Source organism: Pseudomonas sp. (genome assembly GCF_040514055.1).
GTDB lineage: Bacteria > Pseudomonadota > Gammaproteobacteria > Pseudomonadales > Pseudomonadaceae > Aquipseudomonas.
This window is the reverse complement of sequence record NZ_JBEVDL010000047.1, coordinates 22,820-49,128: the sequence shown is the minus strand read 5'-3', so window position 1 is coordinate 49,128 and position 26,309 is coordinate 22,820. Positions and strand designations below refer to the sequence as shown.

Here is a 26,309-nt window from a genome sequence, read left to right as displayed (position 1 = left end):
CGCACTCCTGTGAGGTTTGAATCACTATAGCTAAGTCGATTTGCCTTGCCGGCGCGCGCGCCAGTAAAGCCCGCCGAGCAACACCAGGCTGACGCCAAACGCGCCCCACAATGGCCGTGAGTAGGGTGCCAGGGCCTGGCGCACAGCAGTTTCGCGGTACTGCCAGAGTCGCTCGCGGGCCAGGTCGAAATCCGGCTCCTCGCAGCCCCGCCCGAAGTTGACCATCCAGGGCAGCCAGGCGCCCTGGCTGGTCCAGCGGTTGTAGTAGATCCGCGCACTCGGCAGGTCGCGCTCGATCAACCAGCTGCCGGCCTTGCACAGGGTCGCGGCGAATGCCTGGCTGCGCTCTGGCAGCAGGTCGGCCGCCTGGTTCGCCAGGTCGGCGGCCACATAGCGGTAGTGATAACGCTTGTTGGGTTGCGCCAGGTGAGCATTCTGCCGGGTGGCTTCGGCCGCGCTGAGCCAGGGGGCAGCGGTCTGCCGGTCGGCCCACTCGATCTCGTAATTGCCATCGGTGCTGGCATGGTCCGGTGACATTTCGTAGCCCAGCAGCTCCATGCCGTGGCGCCGCGCGATAGCCGCGGCGGCATACAGGGCCTGAGCGCGGTCGATCGCGCGCCAGCGCTCGCGGCCGGCCATGCGCTGCTGGCCATACTCGGACGCCCGTTGCTGCGCCTGGGGGCCATCGAAATAGGCCACCGCCTCGGCGTAGCGTTCGGCGCGCAGCAGGCGCCGGCCCAACAACTGGCGCAGGCGTGCCGCTACCGGGCGCGGGTTGTAGAAATGGCCCTCACCCTCACTTTCCACCGCGGGGGGCGGTGCCACGACATGCTGGTCGACATAACCCTTGAGTTCGTCGAGGGTCAGTACCCGCTCGGCCACCACCGCGCTGTCCTGCCAGTAGATGTCGCCGCTGGCGTACAGCTGGGCGAAGGCCTCCAGATAGTCGCCACGCTCCAGGGCCAACAGCGCGCGTTCGCCGTCCACCCGGCAGCGAGGCGTGACGTATTCGAAGTTCCAGTTGGCGTCACGCCGCGGTCCCCAGTGCTCGTCGGTCGGGAAGACCTGTGCCGCCTTGGCGTAGGCCAGGCTGGCGGCGGCCTTGTCGCCGCGGCGCAGCGCCAGCTTGGCTCGCAGCCACCAGGCCAGGCCGGTGTCGCCGGCATGTTCGAGCAGGGTCGCGGCATTCTCGTAGCGGCCGGTCTGGTAGCTGAGGGCAGCCAGGCGGTCGGCATTGGCCAGGTTGGCGATATCGTTGCGTTGCAGCAGGGCAATCAGTTGGGGTTGTCCGGCCGGTTGTTCGTCGTACGCCCAATCCGCGCGACTGATCAGATAGGCGGTGACCAGTTGTTGCACCGGTAATTCGCGTAACAGCGGCACCAACTCGGCTTCCGGCAGCGTGCTCAGCTCACGGGCGAGAAACCTCAGGGAGGTGTAACCGCCCAGGTCGCCCTGCCGGTATTGGCTGGCGTACAGGCCGATGGCAGTGGCCCAATCGCCCTGGTCTTTGTCGATCCGGGCTTCCTCGCCCAGGCTGGCGATGGCCAGTTCCAGGGGGTCGTTGAACCCCTCGATGACCAACTGGCGCACCTGCTGAAAGGCCGCACGGGCGCGCGCCGCAGCGTTGCGGGCAAAGGCTGCGGCTTCGGCCTCGTTGTCGGCGGCGCCTGCCGGTAGCCCGTCCGGCAGGCTGCGCGCGGCCTCGAGCCGGCCCAGGGAGTAGGCGGCCCAGGTGCTGCGCAGTGGGCGCTCGGCCGCCGGTAACGCCAGCAGCTGCTGGAAGTAGCTGATCGCCAGTTCATCCTGGGCTTGGGCGAAGGCCACGGCGCCGGCGCTGTACAGGCGCAGTTCGGCCGGCAGGTCGGCCCCTTCGCGGTAGGCTTGCTCTGGGTCCGTCAGCGCGCGCAATGCCCGCACCCGTTGCAGCTGCGGCGCGGACAGTTCCTGCTGCTCGACTTGCTCGCGGCGTTCCACCCCCTCGAGAATGCCCTCCTGCCATTCGTCCTGTGGGCCGTGCTGCGCGCTTTTCAAGCCCGCAATGGCCGTGCCGAGACGGCTGACCTCGAAGGCGAAGTTGTTCTCCGGCAGCTCGGCCAGGGTCTGGGCCCGGTTGTCCAGCAGGCGCAAGGGGAAATCCGGCCCGCAGGCCTGGGCCGGCAGCAGGCACAGGCTCAGGCCAAGTCCTAGACCGAGGCCCAGCAGATCACGGGACCACTCAGGGTTCGACACGGGACACTCCTTGATCGAGGGATTGGCAGCGTGCCCAGCCCAGGGCCTGGCTGCGCCCGGCGGCGAGTTGCGCCGGGGCCTGGCGCTGGTACAGCAGGCCGCTGGCGGTCAGCGTCACGCGGTAGGCGCCGACGGCATCGGCGGCCTCGCAACCACGGGCGGAAATCTCGAGGCGCGGCGGCAGCGCCTCGGCCAGCGTACCGAGGTTGCTCAACTGCAGTTCATGCAGATGGCCCTGGCTGCGGGCCTGCAGCGTCAGCGCGCTGTCCAGGGGCTGGCCGCGGACCACCGCCAGCAGCGTGCGCATTGCCCAGGCGCGGCGGTCGCCGGCCAGCGGCAGACGGAACCAGACCAGGCCGGATAAGCCGGGGGGCGAGGCGGCCCGCAGACGTTGGATCAGTTCGGCGACCTGGCGTGGGTCGGCGTGCAGTTCCTGACGTGCGGCCACGCTGTTCAACGGCACTTCGCTTTCCACCCGGGGCGCGCCGTCGGCGCTGTCGAGCAAGGCCATGCCATAGGCGGGCAGGGCCAGGTAGAAGGGTTTCGCGCTGCGCCTGGCATAAGCCCTGGCCCAGGCTTCGGCCTGCGGGCCGTCGAACAAGCCCCGGGACGGTGCGGTGACCGCGTGCACCTGCAGCACCGAGCTGTCGACCTGCTGCAGCACGGCCTCCAGGGCGGGGCTGGCCAGCCAGGCGGGCAGGGCGGTGATGCTCAGGCGGAGCCCATCCGGCAGGTCCTGGCGCAGTTGCATAAGCAGCTCGGCATAACCCGCCAGGCGCGCGCTGGCGCAGTCATGGTCGATTTCCAGTCCGACCGGCTTTAACCCGAGGGCCTGCCAGTCGCGCAGCAACTGCCCTATTTCGCGGCGAATCGTCGGGATATCGAGTTGCGGCAATTGACCGTCCAGGCGCACCACGGCAATCAGGGGGCGGCCGTCCTGGGTCAACAGCCGTGGATCGATTCGCGCCCGGGTCCAACCCTCCCCGGGCTGTGCTTGCAAGGCCAGCACCCGCAGCGTGGAAAAGTCGGCGCGGCTGGCGGCCAGGGCCTCGCCGTGGCTCGGGCGCCATTGGCGCTGCCAGATATACAGCTGCTGGTCGAGGGCAGACGGTGCGGGACCCGCCTCGCAGGCCATCAGGCCCAGCATCAGCAGCGCCAGGCCCAGGCGGATGACGCGCCACCCGCCGGACAGCCGCCCGCCAGCGGGCACGCGGCAAAGGGCGGGCAGGGTGCGGGCGGGCATGGGGACTCCGGTGTGTCGAATGCGGCGCAGTGTAGCGTGCCGAAGGCTCAGTGCTGTGCGCGGGTTCACGCTGTGCTAGTGGTCAGGGACCCAGCCATGTTCAAGGGCGTGGCGGACCAGGTCCGCCGGTTTGTCGATCGCCAGTTTGCGGCGGATGCTCAACCTGTGGGTCTCGACGGTGCGCACGCTGATCTGCAGGGCCTGGGCCATGTTCTTGTTGTTCAGCCCTTGGGCCAGCATCAGCAGCACCTGGCGCTCCCGGGGTGTCAGGCCCTCGGGTTCGGGGGCGCGGCGTGCCAGCTTGCGGGCGATCTCGGCGCTGAAGAAACTGCCTCCGGCGGCTATCGCCTCGATGGCGGCGATGATTTCCCGGGACGGGGCCTCCTTGAGGACATAGCCGGATGCGCCGACCTCCAGGGAAGTGGTCAGGTACTCCTGATTGTCGTACATGCTCAGGATCAGCACCTTCAGCGCCGGATACAGCTGGCGCAGGCGTCGGGTCAGCTCCAGGCCGTTGATATCCTTCAAGCCGATATCCATCAGCAGTATCTGCGGTTGGATCCGCTGCAACAGCTCGAGCGCCTCGGCACCGCTGGCGGCTTCGCCAATCACGTCGAACTGCGGCATCAGCGACAACAGCGAGCGGATACCGTCGCGCACCAGGGCATGATCGTCGATCAGAACGATACGAATTGGCGTGGCGGGCTGCATGGTGATCTCCAAGGGTCAGGCGCCGGCGGGGGCGGGGGGGCCAAGCCCCTGGCAGGGCAGGGTCACTTCCAGCAGCGTGCCGTCCGGGGTGGATGTCAGGGCGAAGCGCCCACCAAAATGCTCGACCCGCTCGCGAATATTGCGCAGACCGATACCGCTCTTGACGTTGTCCAGGTGCCGGGGGTTGAAGCCGCAGCCGTCGTCGCGCACCTGCAACCGCACCCAGTGACCCTGGCCGTCCAGGTCGATCTCCACACCTTGGGCGCGGGCGTGGCGTTCGACATTGGTCAGCGCTTCCTGCAACACCCGGAACAGTGCCACGGCCACGCCGTCATCCAGGACGGTGTCGCCCAGGCCGTTGCGGTAATGCACCTGCAAGCCGCTGCGCGGTTCGAACTCGGCAACCAGTTGGCCGATGGCCGAGGGCAAGCCCAGGGTGTCGAGCAGCGAAGGGTGCAGGTCGTGGGAAATCCGCCGTACCTCGCCGATGGCCGCCGCGAGCCGTTCGGTGCCCTGGTGCAGGGTTTGCAGACCCTGGTCGCCGCCCGCGGCCAGCTGATGGCCGGCCAGTTCGAACTGGAACTTGATCGACACCAGCAACTGGCTGATGCCGTCGTGCAGTTCACGGGAGACGCGCGAGCGCTCCTCGTCCTGCAGGCTGACGATGCGCTGGGTGAGCAGCTGCAATTTGCGATCGGCCAGGCGCTGCTCCCTGACGTTCAGCGCCAGCCCGCCGGTAAAGACCAGCAGCACCGCCACCAGCGCCACCGCGGCAATTGCCAGCATGGTGGCGCGGATGCCCGCCGCTGCCTCCTTCCGTACCTGGCGCATGGCCTGGTCGACGTCGTCCAGGTACAGGCCGGTACCGAGCATCCAGCCCCAGCGGTCAAGCATCACCACATAGGCCAGTTTGTCGGTGACCTGGCCGGTGGAGGGCTTCTGCCAGGCATAGCGCTGGAAACCGTTGCCCGAGGTGGCGCTGTTCAACAGCGCCTGGATCACCGGCAGGCCCTTGGGGTCGGTCAGGTTCCACAGGTCCTGGCCAACCAGTTCGCCCTGACGAGGATGCATCAGGTTGCGGCCCTGGCGGTCGTAGACGAAAAAGTAGCCGTCGCTGCCAAAGCTCATCCTGGCCAGCACTGCCAGCACCTGTTGCTTGCTCGCCGCCTCGTCCTGCTCGTTGTCGTACAGGGGCGATACCAGGCTGAGGGCCATCTCGACATAGTGTTTCAGTTCAGCCTGCTTGCTGGTGAGAATGCTGCTTTCGATCAGGCGGGCCTGTTGTTCGCCCAGGCGCTGGTTCTGCACCAGCACCAGCGCGCAGACCACGGCCACGGCCAGCAGCATCGGCAGGAGGCTGAGCGCCGCGATCTTGTACTTGAGCTGCATGGGGCGATCTCCGCAGGGCGGCATGCGACCCGGCGGCAATGCCGTGCCGGGCGGCCAACGTGAGACGGTGGCGGCGCATGATAAACCCGCGCCGCTGCCTGGCGCTGCCCACGGCCCTAAAACAGTCCGCGCTGATGCCGGTCGCCTCGGTAGTTCTACCGAGAGAACGCGGGTAGTTCTGCGAATGTCGCTGCGCGGGCCGTGCCAGGATAGTAGTCAGGCTCCATACTGGGAGGACGCGCTCGGTGTTTCGCCGAACCAGCGTCCCCTGGGAAACCCACAATAACAATTAGTGCCGTGCGCCATTGGCCAACGGCAGGAGGCCCTCAATGTCCCGACTGGCTAACCATATCGTCTGGTTCGCGGTCGCAGTGCTGGGCGCATTCGCGCTGGGTACTGTGGCGCTGCAACGCGGCGAACCGATCAACGCACTCTGGATCGTGGTCGCCGCGGTCGCCATCTACCTGGTTGCGTACCGCTACTACAGCCTGTTTATCGCCACCAAGGTGATGCAGCTGGACCCCACCCGCGCCACGCCGGCGGTGCTCAACAACGACGGTCTGGACTATGTGCCGACCAACAAACACGTGCTCTTCGGCCATCATTTCGCCGCTATCGCCGGGGCCGGTCCGCTGGTAGGTCCGGTGCTCGCGGCGCAGATGGGTTACCTGCCGGGTACCCTGTGGCTGATCGCCGGGGTGGTGCTGGCCGGTGCGGTGCAGGACTTTATGGTGCTGTTCCTCTCCACCCGCCGCAACGGCCGCTCCCTGGGCGACATGGTGCGCGAGGAAATGGGCCAGGTGCCGGGCACCATCGCCCTGTTCGGCTGTTTCCTGATCATGATCATCATTCTCGCGGTGCTGTCGCTGATCGTGGTCAAGGCCCTGGCGGACAGCCCCTGGGGCATGTTCACCGTGATGGCGACCATTCCGATCGCCATGTTTATGGGCCTGTACATGCGCTATATCCGCCCGGGCCGCATCGGTGAAATCTCGCTGGTCGGGGTGTTGCTGCTGCTTGGTTCCATCTGGCTGGGCGGGCAGATCGCCGCCGACCCGGAATGGGCCAAGGCCTTTACCTTCAGCGGCATCCAGATCACCTGGATGCTGGTGGGCTATGGCTTCGTCGCCGCGGTGTTGCCGGTCTGGCTGATCCTCGCGCCCCGTGATTACCTGTCCACCTTCCTCAAGATCGGCACCATAGTGGCCCTGGCCATCGGCATCCTGGTGGTCATGCCGGACCTGAAAATGCCCGCCCTGACCCAGTTCGTCGACGGCACCGGGCCGGTCTGGAAAGGCGGCCTGTTCCCGTTCCTGTTTATCACCATCGCCTGCGGCGCGGTGTCGGGTTTCCATGCGCTGATCTCCTCAGGCACCACGCCAAAGATGTTGGACAATGAAACCAACGCCCGTTACATCGGTTACGGCGGCATGCTGATGGAGTCCTTCGTGGCGATTATGGCGATGGTCGCCGCCTCGGTGATCGAGCCGGGCGTCTACTTCGCCATGAACAGTCCGGCGGCCGTGGTCGGCAGCGATGCAGTCAGCGTCGCCACCATGGTCAGCAGTTGGGGGTTCGTAATCACGCCGGAGCAGCTGATCGCCACCGCCAAGGACATCGGCGAGACCACCATCCTGTCGCGCGCCGGTGGCGCACCGACCCTGGCGGTGGGTATCGCGCAGATCCTGCACCAAGTGTTGCCGGGGCAGAACAGCATGGCCTTCTGGTACCATTTCGCGATCCTGTTCGAGGCCCTGTTTATCCTCACCGCGGTGGACGCCGGCACTCGTGCCGGACGCTTTATGCTGCAGGACCTGCTGGGCAATTTCGTCCCGGCGCTGCGCCGCACCGACTCCTGGATCGCCAACCTGATCGCCACCGCCGGTTGCGTGGCGCTCTGGGGCTACCTGCTGTACCAGGGCGTGGTCGATCCCCTGGGGGGCATAAACACCCTGTGGCCGCTGTTCGGCATTTCCAACCAGATGCTGGCAGGCATCGCGCTGATGCTTTGCACCGTGGTACTGATCAAGATGAAACGTCAGCGTTACGTCTGGGTCACCCTGCTGCCGGCGGTCTGGCTGCTGATCTGCACCACCACCGCGGGGCTGATCAAGCTGTTCGACAGCAACCCGGCCATCGGTTTCCTGGCCCAGGCGCGCAAGTTCAGCGACGCCCTGGACGCCGGCCAGGTGCTGGCCCCGGCCAAGGATTTGGGGCAGATGCAGCACGTGGTGCTCAACGCTTACACCAACGCCGGCTTGACCATCCTGTTCCTGCTGGTGGTGTTCAGCATCCTGTTCTACGCGCTGAAAGTCGGGATCGCGGCCTGGGGCAACAACGCGCGTACCGATAAGGAAACGCCGTTCCAGCCGATGCCGGCGGAGCGCGCATGACCGTCTCGCCGGAGGGTGCAGTTCATGTTCAATGACCTCAATCGTCTCGGTAAATACCTGGGGCAGGCGGCCCGCCTGATGGTGGGCATGCCGGACTACGACAACTATGTCCAGCACATGGCAGGCAAGCACCCGGACCAGCCGGTGATGAGTTACGAGGCGTTTTTCCGTGAGCGCCAGGAGGCGCGTTACGGCGGTGGTAAAGGCTCGGTGAAGTGCTGCTGAGTCCATTCGTTTGACCCACGCGCCACGCATCGTCGTGGCGCGTCCTTTTCCGCTATTGGCAAGGACCTCAGTGATGACGCCCACCCCCATCCCGGTCACCGTGCTCAGCGGCTTTCTCGGTGCCGGCAAGACCACGCTGCTGCGCTACCTGTTGCAGGCCGAGCATGGCCTGAAGATCGCCGTGATCGAAAACGAATTCGCCGAGACCGGTATCGATTCGCAACTGCTGGGCGAGGCACCCGTGCAGGTGGTGACGCTGGCCAACGGCTGTGTCTGTTGCAGCATCCATGGCGACCTGGAACGCGCGCTGTTCCTGCTGCTGGAGCGCCTGGACAGCGGGGCGATCCAGTTCGACCGGCTGGTTATCGAGTGCACCGGCCTGGCCGATCCGGCGCCGGTGGCCCAGACCTTTTTCGTCGACGAGCAATTGCGCGAGCGTTACCTGCTCGACGGCATCATCACCCTGGTCGACGCCGCCCATGCCGAGCAACATCTGCTGCATCCCATCGCCCAGGCGCAGGTCGGCTTTGCCGACCGGCTGCTGGTGAGCAAGACCGACCTGGTGGACGCGGCGCAGCTCGAGGCCCTGACCCAGCGCCTGACGCGTATCAACCGGCGGGCACCGATCGCCGTGGTGCGGCAGGGCCGCATCGAGCTGGCCGAACTGCTGGATATCCGTGGCTTCAACCTCAATGCGCAGCTCAACCTGCGCCCGCTCACGGCCGTGGCGCCGGCGGTCGACCGCATCGCCAGCCTGGTACTGCGCAGCGAAAAAGCCCTGGACCTGGACCGCCTCAGCGATTTTATGAACGGGCTGCTGGAGAACCATGGCCAGTCGCTGTTGCGCTACAAGGGCGTGCTCTGCATCGCCAACGAACCGCGTCGGCTGGTGTTCCAGGGCGTGCTGAAACTGTACGGGTTCGATTGGGACAGCGACTGGGCGGTCGATGAACCGCGCGAGAGCGTGCTGGTGTTTATCGGTGACCAGTTGCCGGAAGCGGCGATCCGGGCGGGCTTCGCCGCCGCCCACGCCTGAGCCTGGTGCCGGCCTGTAGGAGCCCCACCCCCGGGGCGAAGCCATAAAAAAGCCCGGCTATTGCCGGGCTTTTTCTGGCCGATCTGCTCGGCGCTGTCGCTTAGCGGCCGTACACCGGGAATTTGCCGCAGACCGCCTTGACCTGCTCGCGCACGCGGTCGATCACCGCCTCGTCGTTCAGGTTGGCGAGGATCTGGCAGATCCAGCCGGCCAGCTCGCGGCATTCGGCTTCCTTGAAGCCGCGGGTGGTCACGGCCGGGGTACCGATACGCAGGCCCGAGGTGACGAAGGGCGAGCGCGGGTCGTTGGGGACCGAGTTCTTGTTGACGGTGATAAAGGCGCGACCCAGGGCGGCGTCGGCGTCCTTACCGGTGATGTCCTGCTTGATCAGGCTGAGCAGGAACAGGTGGTTCTCGGTACCGCCGGAGACCACATCGAAGCCGTTCTCGATAAACACCGCGGCCATGGCCTGGGCGTTCTTGATCACCTGCTGCTGATAAGACTTGAACTCCGGCTGCAAGGCTTCCTTGAAGCACACCGCCTTGGCCGCGATCACGTGCTCCAGCGGGCCGCCCTGGGCGCCGGGGAAGACCGCCGAGTTGAGTTTTTTCTCGATGGCTTCGTTGGCCTTGGCCAGGATCAGGCCACCGCGGGGACCGCGCAGGGTCTTGTGGGTGGTGGTGGTGACCACGTCGGCGAACGGCACCGGGTTGGGGTACACGCCAGCGGCAACCAGACCGGCCACGTGGGCCATGTCGACGAACAGGTAGGCACCCACCTGGTCGGCAATGGCGCGAAAGCGCGGGAAATCCAGCACTTGGGAGTAGGCGGAAAAACCGGCGACTATCATCTTCGGCTTGTGCTCGAGGGCCAGGCGCTCGACTTCGTCGTAGTCGATCAGGCCGTTGCCGTCGATGCCGTACTGCACGGCGTTGTACAGCTTGCCGGAGGAGCTGACGCTGGCGCCGTGGGTCAGGTGACCGCCATGGGCCAGGCTCATGCCCAGAATGGTGTCGCCAGCATTCAGCAGGGCCAGGTAGACCGCGCTATTGGCTTGGCTACCGGCATGGGGTTGAACGTTGGCATAGTCTGCGCCGAACAGCTGCTTGGCGCGGTCAATCGCCAGCTGCTCGACCACGTCGACGTACTCGCAACCGCCGTAGTAGCGCTTGCCCGGATAGCCTTCGGCGTATTTGTTGGTTAGTACGCTGCCCTGGGCTTCCATTACCGCCGGGCTGGTGTAGTTCTCCGAGGCGATCAGCTCGATATGCTCTTCCTGGCGCTGGGCTTCTTGCTCCATCGCGGCGAACAAGTCGGCATCGTAGTTGGCGAGAGTCGTTTCACGGCTGAACATGGCAATCCCCTGAGAAAATCAGTTGGGCGGTGGTAAGAGGGGGCGGATTCTACCGCATCCGTCGCGAACAGGCATATGAAGGTCGGTCATGTGACGGACAAGTGAGCTTCATGGACGGAGTGCCTTGTGTGTGGCACCGGGGGGATTGCGGCGAACCGTCGCGCCCGGCCGATCAACGCCAATGCCCCCGGGAGGGGGCAATGGGTTTCAGGGCAGGGGCAGGGTGAGGGCTTATTCCACCCGCTGAAAGGTGAACCGCTGGTTGGTGGCGTTGACCCAGGCCCACTGACGCAGGCGCTGGCCGTTGAGGTTGGCATCCGGCGTGACGTCCAGCACCTTGGCGCTGTGCTTGGCGGTCAGGGTATAGCTGCCGTCGCTGAGACGGGCCAGCTTCCAGCGCTGGCTGGGCGCCTGGCTGCAGCTCAACTGGTGGGTATAAGCACCGTTGCTGGTGGAGGCGCCAATAACGTCCAGGCACTTGCCGCTGAGTCGGGACTTGATGCTGTAGTGACCGTCGCTCATCAAGGTCAGGGCCCAGCGCTGGTTGTTGCCGCCGTGGCAGGACCATTGCACGACAGCCGCGCCCTCGGCCGTGGAGCCGGAATAGACATCCATGCAGCGACCACTCTGCTGGGCACGTATCAGGTAGACCCCCGCTGCGGTACCGGTTCCACCGCCGGTGCCGCCTGTACCACCCGTGCCCCCTGTCCCACCGGTTCCTCCCGTACCTCCGGTGCCGCCCGTACCGCCTGTTCCGGTGCGGGTGGGCAGGAAGTTGGCGATTTCATTGCTGACATTGCGCAGCGCCTGGGCCGAGTCGGCTTCGTCCGGGCGCCCGGCGGGGATGCCGCAAGGCTGGCCGTTGCAGGTCAGGTTGGGGCTGGAAAACTTGGACAGCCAGGGCGCATTGAATACCTGCGGGTAGGCCATGATGGTGGCGAACGAGCCGGGCACGCCATAGCCGATGCCATAACGGTAGCGGGCGCCGCTGGTGTCGCCCTGCTTGCGCGAATGCACCAGGCCCATGTTATGACCCAGCTCATGGGCCAGTACCTGGGCGCCGCAGGTAGGGCCGGTGACGTTGAAGGCCCAGTCGCGGTGCACCGCGACATAACCTATGCCGCAGGAGCCCCGTTCATGCACCTGTACCACGAAGTCGGCACCCACTTCGGTGCGTTTCTGCGCCACCCAGGTATTGGCTTTTAAATTGCCCAGTACTTGCCCCATTTCGTTACCCGCCATCTCCATGGGCACTGCGCCCACCAAGCGCAACTGGATATCGACGTTACTGGCCTTGTACATGGTATTGGCCTGGGTGACCCAACTTTGCAGGGTGGTGGAGGTTTGTCCGTTGAAGTGCCGGTTGGAGTAAGCGTCGTATAAAAACAAGACATCCACGGTGGCGGCTTCAGCGGCCATCAAAGGGGACAAGCCAAGCGCGGCAATACTCACCAGTTTTTTCAGATCGGTGCTCCAGTGACGGGAAGTGCGGACGACGTTATGCGAAGTAGTTGGCATCGTTGCGGTCCTTTTCGAATTGAATTATTTAAATGGAAATGGGGGTAAACATTGTCATTGCCATTGAGTAAATGGCTAAGAGTCGCTCTTGATAAAATGGCCTGAGGTTACAAAACCTGTTCTTGCTCAACCACGGGCGGCAAGGTGGCGGGTGTTTTGGCTAACTCGTCAGCGGGCACCTCAAGCAATACATCTGGGGTCTTGAACAGGGTGGCGCTGCTGACGATCCAGCCCTTGTCGCCACGGGCTTCCATCTCAAAATGCCCTTGGGGTGTGGTGATGCCGGCGACGATCAATGACTCTCCACGGGTGAAGACCACTTGGGATTCGGTTTCCTGGTTTTGCAGATGGCCAGTCCAGGTCACGTTGTTGCCTGGTTGGGCCTGGACGTTATCGATGACCGCGGTAAAGCTCTGGTTGAGCTGGCCGATGTCGATATCCAGGGTGTCGCCGGGTAGCAAGGACTCGATTTTCATCGGGTTGATTTCGATAAACTGGCGGCCGTCGTACTGCTCACTGACGGACAGCGGGAACCCCTCGGGTACGCCATCGAGTGCTTTCCAGGCGGATTTCTGCTGGGTTGCCGCATACAGGGCGGCAACGTCCACGGCTTGGCCGTTGCGCCGTGCCGACACCTCGCCCACCCGGTCGGCCAGGGTGGCGTAGTCGGGGTTGCTGTCGGCCAGGCGCAGTAGCTGGGCTTCGCTCAGCGCTGCCTCGGCGTCGGCCGGGGGTGCGATTGCGGCGCCCGCAGGCTTGACGGCTGCTGGCTGGGTGCGTCTGGCCTCCCCCAGGCTGGGGCTGGCGGGTGTGGCCTGGGTGATGGCCGGTGTCGGCAGCGCGGGCTGCAATGGGTTGAGCAGAACGAATACCGCCGTTGCGCTGACCAGCACGGCGCCACCAAACAGGGCAATCTTTTGGGTGGTTAGCATAAACGCCTCTTGTTGTAGGGGAGGGCACTAATTACGCTTTTATTGTTGAGTGTTTGCGCTGGGGCATACGATAAGCCGCGCACAACTTGTCGACTCGATAAGGGCTTTTGAGTGGGGAAAGTTGGTTTATGTTGGCCAGGTCACGAACAGTTGGTGGAGTCGCGTTATTGGAGGTGTTGTATAGCGAAAGTGTATGAAGTTGAGAACCTGGTGGAGGTTCGATAAGGAAGTGTGCGGTGTGACCCTAAGTGCTGTGTCGGGCCGCGCATTTCGATCCATGCACTACGGGGTGATGGGCGCAGCGGGTAGCGTTGGGTTTAACGTTGGGCGGGCGGCGACCTTTATACGTTGGTTCGCAGGATCAATGCGGCGTGCTGGGGCTACTGAACAGGGTGAATCACCTTCGGCAGCGTCTTTTACGAGCGGTGACGAGTCCCATGACGGCTGCCGACGCTACCTCGCCGTTGCGGCAGGGCTCGTGAGCGCCGACGGGATGGTGACCGGGTCGGCGCTCACAAGCGGCTGTTATTCCACGCGTTGGAAGACGAAGCGCTGGTTGGCCGCATTGCTGCCGGTCCATTGCCGCATACGCTGGCCATTGAGCATGGCGTCCGGGGCGACGTCCAGCACCTTGCCGCTGTGTTTGGCGACCAGGATATAACTGCCATCGCTTTGGCGAAGATTTTTCCAGCGTTGGTTTGCGTTCTGGGTGCAGGTCATCTGTTGGGCCACTGCGCCATTCTCCGTGGCGCCGTTGGCCACTTCCAGGCAGTGGCCGCTGAGTTTGGACTTCAACAGATAATGGCCGTCGTTCAGCAGCGTTGCGACCCAGCGCTGGTTGGTGCCGCCATGACAGCTGCGTTGCACCACGGGAGCTCCGGCGAGTTTGGATGCGGAGCGCACATCCATGCAGCGATCACTTTGCTGTACCCGGATCATATAGACCCCGGCCGGGGTGCCACTTACACCTCCGGTCCCACCTGTGCCACCAGTCCCACCGGTCCCACCGGTCCCGCCCGTGCCACCGGTCCCGCCGGTCCCGCCCGTGCCACCGGTCCCGCCCGTGCCGCCGGTCCCGCCCGTGCCGCCGGTCCCGCCCGTGCCACCGGTCCCGCCCGTGCCACCGGTCCCGCCCGTGCCACCGGTGCCACCAGTCCCGCCCGTGCCACCGGTCCCGCCCGTGCCGCCGGTCCCGCCCGTGCCACCGGTGCCGCCCGTGCCACCAGTCCCACCTGTGCCGCCGGTGCCTGTGCGGGTGGGCAGGAAGTTGGCGATTTCAGCGCTGACGTTCCGCAGGGCCAGGGCCGAGTCGGCCTCGTTCGGTTGGCCTGCGGGGATACCGCAGGGCAGTCCCTTGCAGGTCATGCTGGGGTTGGAGAAGTTGGGCATCCAGGTCCCGTTGAATACCCCAGGGTAGGCCATGATGGTGGCGAACGAGCCGTCTACCCCATGACCGATTCCATAGCGGTAACGCGAGCCGCTGGTATCGCCCTGCTTGCGCGAATGCACCAGGCCCATGTTGTGTCCGAGTTCGTGGGCCAGTACCTGGGCGCCGCAGGTGGGGCCGGTGACGTTGAAGGCCCAATCGCGGTGGACCGCTACGTAGCCGATCCCGCAGGCGCCGCGTTCATGCACCTGGACCACGAAGTCGGCACCCAGCTCGGTGCGCTTCTGTGTGGCCACGGCGTTGACCCTGAGTTTGCCCAGCACGTCGCCCATATCGGTACCGGCAATTTCCAGCGGCAGCGCGCCGACCAGGCGCAGTTGGATATCAACGTTGCTGGCCCGGTACATACCGTTGGCCTGAGTGACCCAGCTTTGCAGCGTGGTGGCCGTCTGTCCGTTGAAGTGCGTATTGGAATAGGCATCGTAGAGGAACAATACATCGACCGTGGCGGCCTGGACGGCCAGCGCCGGTGCAAGGCCAAGCGCCAGCACTGCCGTGCATCTTGTCAGAAAGGAGGGCAAGAGGGCTGTCCGCAGGACATTGCGCTGACTGCTGGGCATCGGGGTGTTCCTTGGTGGGCATTCTACTGAAAATGGGGAGGCGGGGGCTGTTTAAGACCTCCCGCACGGTGCGAGAGGGTCTACAGCAGGTTCTTCTCGACCGGTGCCGGCGGCAGCGTAGCGGGGGTCTTCGCCAGCTCTTCGCGCGGCACTTCGATCAACACATCGGGGGTCTTGAACAGCGTGGCGCTGTTGACGATCCAGCCCTTGTTGCCCCGGGCCTCCATTTCGAAATGGCCCTGGGGGGTGGTGATGCCGGCCACGATCAAGGACTCGCCGCGGGTGAAGACCACCTGCGAGGGGGTTTCCATATCTTTCAGGTGACCGGTCCAGGTCACGTTGTTATTCGGTTGCGCCTGGACGTTGTCGATTACGGCAGTGAAGCTCTGATTGAGCTGGCCAATGTCGATGTCCAGGGTGTCGCCCGGTACCAGCGACTCGATTTTCATCGGGTCGACCTGGATAAACTGGCGACCATCGTATTGTTCGGCGACCGAGAGCGGGAAGCCTTCCGGAATGCTGTCCAGGGGTTCCCAGGCGCTGGATTTGCGCGTGGCCGCGTAGAGGGCGGCCACGTCCACGTGTTGCCCGTCGCGTCGCGCCGACACTTCGCTGAGGCGATCAGCGAGGGTCGGGTAATCGGGGTTGCTGTCGGCCATGGCGAGCAGTTGCTCGTCGCTCACAGCCAGGGGGTGGTCGGGCTGCGCTGCCCGGGCCTGGCCTACTCGGGCGGCGACGGCCGGGCCATTGGCGCTGACGCCGGCGGGTGCTGCTGCGCTGGGCGCAGGCGGCGGGATGTCGCTCACTGGGACGGCCTCCGAGCGACTTATCCAGACAAAAGCCGCGGTGGCGCTGATCAGCAGGGCGCAGCCAAACAGAAGGATCTTGGAGTGGGCTTGCATAAGGACTTTCTCGGAAGCAGGAGCACTGTCGTGCTTTATTGTCGCGTCCTGTCGGCGAACGTGACGATAACTGTCGCACAGCCTGCCCGAGAAGTTCCGACATGCGCTCGGTAAGTTTTCGTTGTGTAGAATCGATCACATTATGCGGGGCTGGCTCAGGGCGCCACGGCGTTTAGCTGAGGATAAACAGCGCCGCGCCGCTGAATTGCGCAGCCAATTGCCGGGCAGGCATGGGGCGTCCGAGCAGATAGCCCTGTACTTCGTCGCAGCCGTGAGCACGAAGGAAGTCCAGTTGCGCCTGGGTCTCCACGCCCTCGGCGATCACCGACAGTTTCAAACTGTGGGCCATGGCGATAATGGCCCGGGCGATCTGCGCGTCCTGCTCGCCGGTCGGCAATCCATCGACGAAGCTGCGGTCGATCTTCAATACATCGATGGGGAATTGCTTGAGGTAGTTGAGCGAGGAGTAGCCGGTGCCAAAATCGTCCACTGCGATGCTCAGCCCCAGGCGCTTGAAGCCGGCCAGGATGCGCATCGCCTCGCCCACATCGCGCATCAGGATGCTTTCGGTCAGTTCCAGTTCCAGGCAGGCCGGGGCAAGCGCACTCTCCTGCAGGATGCTGGCGATACGGGTGTCCAACTGGCCGTCGGCGAACTGCCGGGCCGACAGGTTGACGGAGATTTTCGGCACTCGTACCTGGCTGTCCTGCCAGGCCTTGAGCTGTCGGCAGGCTTCGGTCAGGACCCAGTCGCCGACCTGGACCACCAAGCCCAATTCCTCCAGCACCGGAATAAAGGTGGCAGGGGCGACCAAGCCCCGGCGGGGGTGCTGCCAACGCAGCAGTGCTTCGACGCCGGTCAGGCGTTTGCCGTCGCTGGAAAACTGCGGCTGGTAATGCAACAGGAACTCGCCCTGCTCGAGGGCGTGGCGCAGGTCGCTCTCCAGCTCCAAGCGTTCCAGGGCACTGGCGTTCATATCGGCCTGGTAGAACTGGAAGTTGTTCTTGCCGCGTTCCTTGGCGTGGTACATGGCGGTGTCGGCGTTCTTCATCAACTGGCTCAGCTCACTGCCATCCTGGGGGCTGAGCGCGATGCCGATACTGGCGGTGACGAAGAACTCGCGCCCTTCCAGCACAAAGGCCCGGGTCTGGCCGGCGATTATCCGTTCGGCCACATGCACGGCGCGGTTCAACGCGCCTTCGCGGGTGGCGCAGGGATGCAGCAGCAGGGTGAACTCGTCGCCGCCCATGCGCGCCACGGTGTCGTCGCTCTCCACGCACTCACCGAGGCGCTGGGCGACCTCCTTGAGCATGCGATCGCCGGCGGCGTGGCCGAGCGAGTCATTGATCGGCTTGAAGCGGTCGAGGTCGAGGAACATCAGCACCACCCATTCCTGATGCCGTTGGGCGTGTTGCAAGGCCGAGTGCAGACGGTCCTGGAACAGGGTGCGGTTGGGCAACTGGGTCAGGCCGTCGTAGTAAGCCAGGCGATGGATGCGCTGTTCGCTGGCCTTGCGCTCGCTGATGTCGCTGAAAAAACACACATAGCTGACCAGGTCGCCCTCTTCGTCCTGCACCGCGGTAATGCCGACCCAGGCCGGGTAGCTGTCGCCGTCCTTGCGCTTGAGCCAGACTTCGCCTTCCCAGCTGCCACGTTGGTTGAGCTGCTGCATGATGTAGCTGAGCTGGCTGGCCTGTTGGCGATCGGCGGTCAGCATACCCGGCAACTGATCCAGGACCTCGGCGCTGGCATAACCGCTGATGCGGCTGAAGGCCTTGTTGACCTGGACGATATAGCCGGCCGGGTCGGTGACCAGGATCGCCGCGGTGGAGTGTTCGAAGACGGTGGCGGCCATGCGCAGGTCTTTTTCCGCCCGGCGCTGCTGGCTGATATCGCGGCCTACACCCAGCACACCCTCGAAGCGGTCCTGACCGTCCCACATCAGTACGATGCGCAATTCCACCGGTATCTTGCGTCCGTCCGCGCGCAGGCAGTCGAACAGAAACAGCTGCGGCGCCAGTTGCTCGCGCAGGTCGGCCAGGCGCTGCGGATCACCCAAGGCCAGGCGGATGCGCCCCAGCAGCAGGTCGAGGCTGGCCAACTGGCGCGGGTCGGCCGCCACGCTGTGGAAACTGTGGGTGATGATCCACTCGGGGCTATAGCCCAGCACCGGTTGCACCGATGGACTGACATAGTTGAGCTGCAGGTTGTTGTCGCTGGAGAAAATCACGTCGCTGATACTTTCGGCCAGCAGTCGATAGCGTTGTTCGCTGCCGCGCAGCGACTCGCTGCTGTTGACCTGTTCGGTGATGTCCTTGGCTACCCCGATCAGGCGGCTGACCCGGCCGTCGGCATCCCGTGCCAGCGCCTGCTCACGGATACTGTACCAATGCCACTGGCCGCTCTTGTGACGCCAGCGCAGCAGCGATTCGAGCAGCACGCCGTTGCCGATCACCTGTTGCAGGTTGCGGATGCGCCAGTAGTAGTCGCTGTCGTCGGGGTGCAGGATATGCTCCCAGAAATGCTCGCCCATGGCCGCGACTTCGTCCCGGCTGTAGCCCAGGCGCAGGCCCATATGGTGGTTGCTGAACAACACGCATTTGTGGGTGATGTCGTGGACATAGAGGGTGTCGGGAACCGCCCGGACCACGTCCGACCAGAACCGCTCACGCTCGATCAGCGACAGCTCGGTGCGTTTGCGGCCGGTGATGTCGTTGATGCTGAGGGTTACCGCATGCCAATCCTCGAGGTCGTCCGGCAGGCGCAGCACCAGCCACAGGTGGCGCTCCTGGCCATCGGACGTGACGATGCGGCTTTCCATCTCCAGCTGACGCGAGGCGCCCAACACGGCCATGATCAATTGATAGCGCAACCCGCCGACCCGTACGGGGCGGCGGTCGATCAGGTGGTGCCAGGCCTGCGCGGTGGAGCTCACCCCGAAGAGTTGCAGGGCCACCTGGTTGGTTTCGGTAATCTGCAGTTGCTGCAGCAGCGCCTGATGCTCACCGTGTTCGGTTTGCAGCCACTGCTCCAGGCTTTCGCGGTCGTGCAGCCCGCGTGACTGCAGGAACGGGCGCAGCCCGGCCAGATCCAGTACACAGAGGGCAATGCCGGTGCCTTCGAAGATGTCCTGGTAGCGTCGCCGCGTTTCCTGCAATACGCGCAGGGCCTGCTCCTGCTCGGTGACATCGCGCAGGACCCAGACATAACCGGCCGGCGCCGTGCTTTCACTGAGGTCGCTGCGGGTCACGGTGAACAGCCGCGGCTGCCCCTCGTGGCACACCTCCACCAGGTCGGGCTCGGGGTCATGGGGCATCACCGTCCCGTACAGTAGCAGCGGATCCAGGTGCGGCAACAAGCTGAGCAAATGCTGGCCCTGGGCTTGCGCGCTGCTCAGGCCAAACAGCTGTTCCGCCTGGGCATTCAAGTAGAGCAACTGGCCGTTGCCCTCGGTAACCAACACTCGCTCCTCGATGGCGCGCAGGGCACTGGCGGCGTGCTGCAGCGAGCGTTGCGAGGCGGCATTGCTGGCGCGCAGGCTGCGTTCCTCGCGCAACAGGCGCACCAACGCCAGCAGAATCAGGCCGGCACAGAGCAGGAACAGCAGAAACTTGCCGGCCAGCGCCGGCAGTACCTGCTTGCGTACCTGGCGGGCATCGAACAGCCCGCGCAGTTGCCAATCGCTGCCGAGTAGCGGCCGTTGCAGGATGGTCTGGTCCTGCTCCTGGGCCGTCACCGGAATGGCCACTCCACGCTGCTCGACGGGGTGGCGAGCGATGACCTGCCGGCTGGGCAGGTCCTCCAGCAGCCAGTGGTGTTCGCTGCTGTGGTCACTGTCGAGCCATTGCCACAGGCCCGCGGGCTCCAGGCGGGTCACCCAATAGCCGCTGCGTTCGCCCTCCGGCGCCTGGCGCAGCAGCAGGTAGATCTGGCCCGCAGCGCGACCATCGAAGGCGTAATGGAAAGCTTTGCCGGCCGAGCGCCGCAGCAGTTCGGCCAGATACGGCCCATCGTCGGCCGGCGCCGTATCGGCGAGCAAACGACCCTGGTCATCTAGCCACGCCAGGCTGCGCAAGCCAGGGAACACTGTGGTCAGGCCCGGCGGCATGGTCGCCTGTAGCCCCGGCGACGTTACCGGGACGCCACTCTGGCGTAACAGGGCGAGTCCAGCCAGGGCTTTGAACTCCAGGCTCAGGTCGAGGTGATGGGCCAGTTGTGCACTGTATTCGTGGCCGCGCTGCCGTTGATTGGCCTGCAACTGCTGGAACTCTTCGCGCAGCTGCCACAGCAGCAGGGCCAGCAGCACCAGCACCAGGCCCACCAACACGCCTTTCACCGAGCGACGCCAGGGCGTTGGACGGGGCTCGTGGGGCTGTCGGGTGGGTGGAAGCGGCTTGGGCACCGGAGAGTCCTGCGCAGTCGAGTAAAAAGGGTAGCAGGCAGCGCGCCTGGAGTGGGACGCATGGCAGCCGGCCAGCTTGCCAGTGGTAATGGCTAAGTGCCAGTTTTTTCGACGAATCCCTGTCTGCAGTTTGCCCTGAGAGGCGCATTCCGGTAGTTTTGCCCCACGCATGCGAGCAGCGCTGCCCCTCAGTCTGCGGCTTTTTCGGCGCGCCGGCCGTGACTTGCATCATGGCCCGCCGCGCCAGCCGAATGGCAGCGTCGCTCGCGTCATCTTTCTTTCTCTGAACAGACGCTAGGTTACCCATGGCTCAATATGTTTTTACCATGCATCGGCTGGGCAAGGTCGTGCCGCCGAAGCGGGAAATCCTGAAAAACATTTCCTTGTCGTTTTTCCCGGGCGCCAAGATCGGCGTGCTCGGCCTGAACGGTTCGGGTAAATCCACCCTGCTGAAAATCATGGCCGGGGTCGACACCGAGTTCAACGGCGAAGCACGGCCCATGCCGGACCTGAATATCGGCTACCTGCCCCAGGAACCGCAGCTGGACCCGGACAAGACCGTGCGCGAAGTGGTCGAAGAGGCGGTGAGCGTGATCAAGAACGCCCAGGCGCGCCTGGACCAGGTCTACGCCGCCTACGCCGAGCCGGATGCCGACTTCGACGCCCTGGCGGCCGAGCAGGGCAAGCTTGAAGCGATCCTGCAGGCCTCCGACGGCCATAACCTGGAGCGCCAGCTGGAAGTCGCCGCCGACGCATTGCGCTTGCCCGCCTGGGACGCCAAGGTCGCGGTGCTGTCCGGCGGCGAGAAACGTCGGGTCGCCCTGTGCCGCCTGCTGCTGTCGGCGCCGGATATGCTGCTGCTGGACGAGCCGACCAACCACCTGGATGCCGATTCGGTGGCCTGGCTGGAGCACTTCCTTCACGACTTCCCGGGCACCGTAGTGGCCATCACCCACGACCGGTATTTCCTCGACAACGTCGCCGGCTGGATTCTCGAGCTCGACCGCGGCGCCGGCATTCCCTACGAGGGCAACTATTCGGGCTGGCTGGAAGCCAAGTCGGCGCGACTGGCCCAGGAGTCCAAGCAGCAGTCGGCCCATGAAAAGGCCATGAAGGACGAGCTGGAATGGGTGCGCCAGGGCGCCAAGGCCCGTCAGTCGAAATCCAAGGCGCGTCTGCAGCGTTTCGAGGAAATGCAGTCCCAGGAATTCCAGAAACGCAGCGAAACCAACGAGATCTATATCCCGGCCGGTCCACGCCTGGGCGACAAGGTCATCGAGTTCAAGAACGTCTGCAAGGGCTATGGCGATCGTGTGCTGATCGACAACCTGTCGTTCAGCATGCCCAAGGGCGCCATAGTCGGGGTCATCGGCGGCAACGGCGCGGGCAAGTCCACCCTGTTCCGCATGCTGATGGGCAAGGAGCAGCCGGACTCGGGCAGCATCGAAATTGGTGAAACCGTGCAGCTGGCCTGCGTCGACCAGAGCCGCGAGGACCTGGACGGCAAGAAGACCGTCTGGGAAATGGTCTCCGACGGTTCCGACCAGATCCGCATCGGCAATTACGAGGTGTCGTCGCGGACCTACGTTGGTCGTTTCAACTTCAAGGGCGGCGACCAGCAGAAGTTCGTCAAGGACCTCTCCGGCGGTGAGCGCGGTCGTCTGCACCTGGCGCTGACCTTGAAAGAGGGCGCCAACGTGCTGCTGCTGGACGAACCGTCCAACGACCTGGACGTGGAAACCCTGCGCTCCCTGGAAGAGGCCCTGCTGGACTTCCCCGGCGCGGCCATCGTCATCTCCCACGATCGGTGGTTCCTGGACCGGGTCGCGACCCATATCCTGGCCTACGAGGATGACTCCCAGGCGCTGTTCTTCGAAGGTAACTACACCGAGTACGAGGCCGATCGCAAGAAACGCCTGGGCGACGCGGCGGCCCAGCCGCATCGGGTTCGCCATAAAAAGCTTGCGTAAGCGGCAGCCCATAACGGAGCCTCAGGGCTCCGTTTTGCCAACTGGCCCAGGGCGCAGCGCCAGCTGCGCTTGACGGCGCAAGGCGCCTTGGCGTTGAATGCGCGCCTGCTGTCCTCCTGCACCTTTCCTTTCAGTGGTGAACGAAGTGCCCCGCCTCAACCAACACGCCTGATACCGACGACGGTTTCGCTGTGCCTGATGGTTGCCTGTGCCCCGGTGGTGCTCGCCCCTGCCTGTTTTGCTGTCGTTGGTTTTCCCTGATCGATCTGGAGAAAACCCATGAGCATAAATCGTTGCGCCTACGCGCAAAACCTCGAACTGATCAAATACCCGCGCACCCCGCACCTGCAAGGCTCGCGCCTGCAGCCCGGCGATAGCGAGGCGGGTCAGGTCGCCTACCACCGTCTGGCGGGTCGCTGGTTGGTGGTAGAGGAAAAACTCGACGGCGCCAACTGCGCCATCAGCTTCTCGTCGGCCGCCGAGCTGTTGCTGCAATCGCGCGGGCATTACCTGAGCGGCGGAGGCCGCGAGCGCCAGTTCAACCTGCTCAAGCAGTGGGCGGTGGCCCATGAACCCTGGTTGCTGGAGCGCCTAGAGGACCGTTACGTCCTGTATGGCGAATGGCTGCATAAAAAACACGCGGTGTTCTACGACCAGCTGCCGCACTATTTCTGCGAATTCGATATCTGGGATCGCCAGGCCGGCTGTTTCCTCTCCACGGTCCGCCGTCACGCCCTGCTGGCTGACGGCCCGGTGCTGTCGGTGCCGGTGCTGTTCGCCGGGGTGGCGCCGGGCAGCCTGAGAGAATTGCTGGCCCTGGTCGGCCCCTCGGGCGCCAAGTCGCCGGCCTGGCAGGCCGGCTTCGAGACCCAGGTGCGGCGCGAAGGCCTGGACGTGGCACGTGCCTGGCGCCAGTGCGACCGCTCGATCCGCATGGAAGGCCTGTACCTTAAGCTGGAGAGCCCGGCGACCACCGACGGACGGATCAAATGGGTGCGCCAGGATTTTATCCAGGCCATCGAACAGGCCGGCCAGCACCACGCCGAGCAGCCCTTTATTGCCAACCAGCTGGCGCCGGGGGTCGACCTGTATGCGCCGCGTCTGACCCACCGCTGGGCGCCGACCGGAGGTGGCCAATGAACTACCCGGACCTGCAACGCCTGGTGCTGCAATCCGAGCGCCAGATCGACGCGGCGGCCTGGCTGGCGGCCATACCCAGCCTTGCTCCCTTGGCCAATACCCCGCAGGACCCTTACTACCATGCCGAGGGTGATGTCTGGACCCACACCCTGATGGTGCTGGAGGCCTTGCTGCAACAAGCGGATTATCAGGCGAGCAGCCAGGACGAGCGATTTGTGCTGTTTGTCAGCGCCTTGTTGCACGACATCGCCAAGCCGGACACCACGGTAATCGATCCCGACAGCGGGCGCATCGGCCAGCCCGGGCACTCGCGGCGCGGCGCGGTGGATGCGCGTCTGCTGCTGTGGCGCGCCGGGGTGCCCTTTGCCCTGCGCGAGGCCATCTGCCGGCTGATCGCGGTGCACCAGCTGCCGTTTTTCGCCCTCAGCGGCAATCGCCAGGGGCAATCCGCGGAGTTCCTGATTCATCGGCTGTCCTGGGAGCTGCCACTGTGGATGCTTTGCTGCCTGGCCGAGGCGGACATGCAAGGCCGACACTATGTGGGCAAGGCCGCGGTGCTGGACGAGATCGCGCTGTTTCGCGAGCTGGCGCAGGAGGAGGGGTGTCTGCACGCGCCGCGCCACTTCGCCGATGCCTATACCCGGGTGCAGTACTTCCGTGGCACCCGGGTCCATCCGGACTACGCCCTGCACGAACCGCCGGGGTCGTCGGTGACCATGCTGGCCGGGCTGCCGGCCAGCGGCAAGGACACCTGGGTGGCCGAGCATTGCCCGCAGTTGCCGGTGATTTCCTTCGACGATGCGCGCGAGGCCCTGGGCCTCAAGCATGGCCAGAACGAAGGGGCCGCGGCCCACTACGCGATCGACCGGGCCAAGGCCTTGCTGCGTCAGCAGCGGCCGTTCGTATGGAATTCGACGCACCTGTCGCTGCAGATGCGCCAGAAAACCCTCGATCTGCTGTATGCCTACAAGGCCAAGGTACGACTGGTGTACCTGGAACGGCCGGAAGCGGAGCTATACCGACGCAACAGCCGTCGTGACAGCTCACTGCGCAACGCGGATATCCAGCGGATGCTGTTCAAATGGGAGGTGCCGGTGCCCAGCGAGGCCCACCAGGTGGACTACCTGACCGGCTAGGGCGGTCACGCCTGGCCCAGGTCCACGAAAGCCCCTGGTGTCACTCTCGGAGCAGCTGCCGTGTCGCCAGGGCTGGATACCCGCCGGCGCGGGCATGGCGTGTGTGCAGCGCATCAGCCGCAGACGGGGACCGAGCGCCGTGTTCGAGCCGCTCGGCCGATGCCATAGGACAACCGATTTGGGCGGGCTTAGCGCGGGCGCGGCTCTTGCCAGTGTTCGCCTTGTTCTTCGTGGCGCCGCTCGTGGTAGGCGCGGCGTTCACGGCTTTCGACCATGGCCTGGCATTGCTGGAAACCGTCACCCCAGCCCTCGGCGTACTGCGCGCTGCTCAGGTACAGTGGCACGTTCTTGCGGTAGCCGCCGCTGATCGCCCCCGCCGCCTGTTGGCCGCTCTGGCAGCCGTCCTGGAAGCCCTCGGCGAAGGCCGGCGGGTAGCCCTGGCCCAGCAGAGTCTCGCGGGTCGATTGGCAACCGCTCAGCAGGCTGGTCAGGACCAGGGAAAGGACGGCCGGATAACGCGCCATGCGAAACTCCCATACGCCATTAGGGCGGGCGTACGCGCAGCAGGAATGATGATCGTCCGAGTCTAGGGCGTCGGTTGTGATGAAAACGTTAATCGGTTGGCTCTGGCGGGTGCCGTGGGTACGGCGCCGCCGCCTTCAAGCGGGTCGACAGGGGCATTGAGAAGATGACGGCAAGCCTGGTGCTGGTGGTGCTGTTCGCGGCGCTGCTGCATGCCAGCTGGAATGCGGTGGTGCGCGGTGGCGACGACAAGCTGATGGGCACGGTCATGGTGACCAGCGCGGCGGGCGGGATGGCGCTGCTGGCACTGCCCTGGTTGCCGGCACCCGCAGCGGCCAGCTGGGGTTATATCGCGGCGTCCGCCCTGGTTCAGGTAGTGTATTTTCGTCTGGTGGCGGCGGCCTATCATGCCGGGCAAATGAGCCAGGCCTACCCCCTGATACGCGGCACCGCGCCCTTGCTGGTCGCCCTGGCCAGCGGGCCGCTGCTGGGTGAAAGTCTCTCGGTCCTTCGCTGGCTGGCCCTGGGCACGCTCTGTGGCGGGATCCTCGTACTGGTGTGGCAGGGGCGCGGGGCCGGGCGCGCCGCCACTGGCTATGCGCTGATCAATGCCCTGGTGATCGCCTGTTACACGCTGATCGATGGCCTGGGCGTACGGCTGTCGGGGGCGCCGGCGGCCTATACCCTGTGGATTTTCCTGCTGACGGCTGTTCCCTTGCTGCTGTGGACGTTGCTGTGCCGGCGCGGGGCGTTCTCGAGCGAGCTACGCAGCCGTTGGCACTACGGCCTGCTCGGCGGCGCCGGGACGCTGCTGTCTTATGGCCTGGCTCTGTGGGCCATGACCCTGGCGCCAGTGGCGCTGGTGGCGGCGCTGCGCGAAACCTCGATCCTGTTCGGACTGCTGATCGCCTGGCTGTTTTTGGGCGAACGCATCGGCCGAGTGCAGGGCCTGGCGATCGCCCTGATCGCCCTGGGGGCGGTATTGCTGCGGTTGTCGTGATTGCTCCATTGCAGGCTCACTCTACATGTTGAGGCGAGTCGATCTGGTGCGTGGGCTGTTCGGTGCGGCGCATATGCGTCACTCATTTATCGGCACAAACCTCGGGTTCCGCCCTTACGGCGGGTCACTTTTGGCAGTCGCCCCAAAAGTAACCCAAAAGGCTTGCCCCTGACATTCGGCCCGCCTGCGGCGGGTTCCCT

18 protein-coding genes are annotated in these 26,309 nt (G+C 65.0%); 7 read left to right on the top strand and 11 right to left on the bottom strand.

All coding sequences use genetic code 11. The features are described from left to right. Window positions 1–30: 30 nt before the first annotated feature. The 4 genes from ABWY06_RS11370 to ABWY06_RS11355 all read right to left on the bottom strand — a co-directional run bounded on the left by ABWY06_RS11370 (window position 31) and on the right by ABWY06_RS11355 (window position 5,572). Window positions 31–2,229: a hypothetical protein gene (locus tag ABWY06_RS11370; RefSeq protein ID WP_353925675.1), complete on the bottom strand. Its 2,199-nt coding sequence runs from the start codon at window positions 2,227–2,229 to the stop codon at window positions 31–33. Beyond that, the gene (locus ABWY06_RS11365) at window positions 2,216–3,376 is read right to left on the bottom strand and encodes a DUF3142 domain-containing protein (RefSeq protein WP_353925787.1); all 1,161 of its coding nucleotides are present in this window, start codon (window positions 3,374–3,376) and stop codon (window positions 2,216–2,218) included. The genes ABWY06_RS11370 and ABWY06_RS11365 overlap by 14 nt, the downstream gene beginning before the upstream one ends. A 171-nt stretch (window positions 3,377–3,547) precedes the next feature. Beyond that, window positions 3,548–4,183 (bottom strand): response regulator, encoded by a 636-nt coding sequence (locus tag ABWY06_RS11360; RefSeq protein WP_353925674.1) that lies wholly within the window; start codon window positions 4,181–4,183, stop codon window positions 3,548–3,550. 15 nt (window positions 4,184–4,198) lie between these two features. After that, window positions 4,199–5,572 carry a cache domain-containing protein gene (locus ABWY06_RS11355; RefSeq protein ID WP_353925673.1) on the bottom strand — a complete coding sequence of 458 codons (1,374 nt, stop codon included), beginning with the start codon at window positions 5,570–5,572 and terminating at the stop codon, window positions 4,199–4,201. A 329-nt stretch (window positions 5,573–5,901) separates the two neighbouring features. Here ABWY06_RS11355 and ABWY06_RS11350 point away from each other — a divergent pair, with 329 nt between their 5' ends. From ABWY06_RS11350 to yjiA, 3 genes are all read left to right on the top strand, one after another. After that, window positions 5,902–7,965 carry a carbon starvation CstA family protein gene (locus tag ABWY06_RS11350; RefSeq protein WP_353925672.1) on the top strand — a complete coding sequence of 688 codons (2,064 nt, stop codon included), beginning with the start codon at window positions 5,902–5,904 and terminating at the stop codon, window positions 7,963–7,965. 24 nt (window positions 7,966–7,989) lie between these two features. Beyond that, window positions 7,990–8,190 (top strand): YbdD/YjiX family protein, encoded by a 201-nt coding sequence (locus ABWY06_RS11345; protein WP_353925671.1) that lies wholly within the window; start codon window positions 7,990–7,992, stop codon window positions 8,188–8,190. 73 nt (window positions 8,191–8,263) lie between these two features. Beyond that, window positions 8,264–9,226: a GTPase gene (yjiA, locus tag ABWY06_RS11340; protein WP_353925670.1), complete on the top strand. Its 963-nt coding sequence runs from the start codon at window positions 8,264–8,266 to the stop codon at window positions 9,224–9,226. A gap of 100 nt (window positions 9,227–9,326) precedes the next feature. On the opposite strand, the gene glyA is transcribed toward yjiA, so the two are convergent. The 6 genes from glyA to ABWY06_RS11310 form a co-directional block, all read right to left on the bottom strand. Then, window positions 9,327–10,580, bottom strand: coding sequence for a serine hydroxymethyltransferase (gene glyA / locus ABWY06_RS11335; protein WP_353925669.1), 1,254 nt, complete (start codon window positions 10,578–10,580; stop codon window positions 9,327–9,329). 231 nt (window positions 10,581–10,811) lie between these two features. Further along, a complete protein-coding gene (locus ABWY06_RS11330; protein WP_353925668.1) occupies window positions 10,812–12,098 on the bottom strand; it encodes an RICIN domain-containing protein in 1,287 nt (428 codons plus the stop codon). Between the two features lie 107 nt (window positions 12,099–12,205). Then, window positions 12,206–13,030, bottom strand: coding sequence for a protease inhibitor BamI-like protein (locus ABWY06_RS11325; RefSeq protein ID WP_353925667.1), 825 nt, complete (start codon window positions 13,028–13,030; stop codon window positions 12,206–12,208). A gap of 525 nt (window positions 13,031–13,555) precedes the next feature. Next, window positions 13,556–15,037: an RICIN domain-containing protein gene (locus ABWY06_RS11320; RefSeq protein WP_353925666.1), complete on the bottom strand. Its 1,482-nt coding sequence runs from the start codon at window positions 15,035–15,037 to the stop codon at window positions 13,556–13,558. Between the two features lie 80 nt (window positions 15,038–15,117). Then, window positions 15,118–15,939 carry a protease inhibitor BamI-like protein gene (locus ABWY06_RS11315; protein WP_353925665.1) on the bottom strand — a complete coding sequence of 274 codons (822 nt, stop codon included), beginning with the start codon at window positions 15,937–15,939 and terminating at the stop codon, window positions 15,118–15,120. 172 nt (window positions 15,940–16,111) lie between these two features. Continuing rightward, entirely contained in the window at window positions 16,112–20,341 is a 4,230-nt protein-coding gene (locus ABWY06_RS11310; RefSeq protein ID WP_502948188.1) for a bifunctional diguanylate cyclase/phosphodiesterase, read from the bottom strand. A gap of 305 nt (window positions 20,342–20,646) precedes the next feature. Between ABWY06_RS11310 and ettA the strand changes: the two genes are divergently transcribed. From ettA to ABWY06_RS11295, 3 genes are all read left to right on the top strand, one after another. After that, on the top strand, window positions 20,647–22,311 hold the full coding sequence (gene ettA / locus ABWY06_RS11305; protein WP_353925664.1) for an energy-dependent translational throttle protein EttA: 1,665 nt from the start codon (window positions 20,647–20,649) through the stop codon (window positions 22,309–22,311). A gap of 279 nt (window positions 22,312–22,590) precedes the next feature. Further along, window positions 22,591–23,451, top strand: a complete 861-nt coding sequence (locus tag ABWY06_RS11300) for an RNA ligase family protein (RefSeq protein ID WP_353925663.1) — start codon at window positions 22,591–22,593, stop codon at window positions 23,449–23,451. After that, the gene (locus ABWY06_RS11295) at window positions 23,448–24,587 is read left to right on the top strand and encodes an AAA family ATPase (RefSeq protein ID WP_353925662.1); all 1,140 of its coding nucleotides are present in this window, start codon (window positions 23,448–23,450) and stop codon (window positions 24,585–24,587) included. Before ABWY06_RS11300 ends, ABWY06_RS11295 begins: the two co-directional genes overlap by 4 nt. A 188-nt stretch (window positions 24,588–24,775) precedes the next feature. Here ABWY06_RS11295 and ABWY06_RS11290 read toward each other — a convergent pair whose 3' ends face one another. After that, complete coding sequence (locus ABWY06_RS11290) at window positions 24,776–25,111, bottom strand: hypothetical protein (RefSeq protein WP_353925661.1); 336 nt, start codon at window positions 25,109–25,111, stop codon at window positions 24,776–24,778. Between the two features lie 164 nt (window positions 25,112–25,275). Between ABWY06_RS11290 and ABWY06_RS11285 the strand changes: the two genes are divergently transcribed. Further along, on the top strand, window positions 25,276–26,109 hold the full coding sequence (locus ABWY06_RS11285) for an EamA family transporter (protein ID WP_353925660.1): 834 nt from the start codon (window positions 25,276–25,278) through the stop codon (window positions 26,107–26,109). The last annotated feature ends 200 nt before the right edge of the window (window positions 26,110–26,309 follow it).

Excerpts from the sequence above, each read along its gene's own strand:
- ABWY06_RS11330 (WP_353925668.1), bottom strand. The coding sequence starts at position 12,098 with ATGCCAACTACTTCGCATAACGTCGTCCGCACTTCCCGTCACTGGAGC.
- ABWY06_RS11325 (WP_353925667.1), bottom strand. The coding sequence starts at position 13,030 with ATGCTAACCACCCAAAAGATTGCCCTGTTTGGTGGCGCCGTGCTGGTC.
- ABWY06_RS11290 (WP_353925661.1), bottom strand. The coding sequence starts at position 25,111 with ATGGCGCGTTATCCGGCCGTCCTTTCCCTGGTCCTGACCAGCCTGCTG.
- ABWY06_RS11365 (WP_353925787.1), bottom strand. The coding sequence starts at position 3,376 with ATGCTGGGCCTGATGGCCTGCGAGGCGGGTCCCGCACCGTCTGCCCTC.
- ABWY06_RS11320 (WP_353925666.1), bottom strand. The coding sequence starts at position 15,037 with ATGCCCAGCAGTCAGCGCAATGTCCTGCGGACAGCCCTCTTGCCCTCC.
- ABWY06_RS11345 (WP_353925671.1), top strand. The coding sequence starts at position 7,990 with ATGTTCAATGACCTCAATCGTCTCGGTAAATACCTGGGGCAGGCGGCC.
- ABWY06_RS11285 (WP_353925660.1), top strand. The coding sequence starts at position 25,276 with ATGACGGCAAGCCTGGTGCTGGTGGTGCTGTTCGCGGCGCTGCTGCAT.
- ABWY06_RS11350 (WP_353925672.1), top strand. The coding sequence starts at position 5,902 with ATGTCCCGACTGGCTAACCATATCGTCTGGTTCGCGGTCGCAGTGCTG.
- ettA (WP_353925664.1), top strand. The coding sequence starts at position 20,647 with ATGGCTCAATATGTTTTTACCATGCATCGGCTGGGCAAGGTCGTGCCG.
- ABWY06_RS11315 (WP_353925665.1), bottom strand. The coding sequence starts at position 15,939 with ATGCAAGCCCACTCCAAGATCCTTCTGTTTGGCTGCGCCCTGCTGATC.
- ABWY06_RS11360 (WP_353925674.1), bottom strand. The coding sequence starts at position 4,183 with ATGCAGCCCGCCACGCCAATTCGTATCGTTCTGATCGACGATCATGCC.
- ABWY06_RS11295 (WP_353925662.1), top strand. The coding sequence starts at position 23,448 with ATGAACTACCCGGACCTGCAACGCCTGGTGCTGCAATCCGAGCGCCAG.
- glyA (WP_353925669.1), bottom strand. The coding sequence starts at position 10,580 with ATGTTCAGCCGTGAAACGACTCTCGCCAACTACGATGCCGACTTGTTC.
- ABWY06_RS11355 (WP_353925673.1), bottom strand. The coding sequence starts at position 5,572 with ATGCAGCTCAAGTACAAGATCGCGGCGCTCAGCCTCCTGCCGATGCTG.
- yjiA (WP_353925670.1), top strand. The coding sequence starts at position 8,264 with ATGACGCCCACCCCCATCCCGGTCACCGTGCTCAGCGGCTTTCTCGGT.
- ABWY06_RS11300 (WP_353925663.1), top strand. The coding sequence starts at position 22,591 with ATGAGCATAAATCGTTGCGCCTACGCGCAAAACCTCGAACTGATCAAA.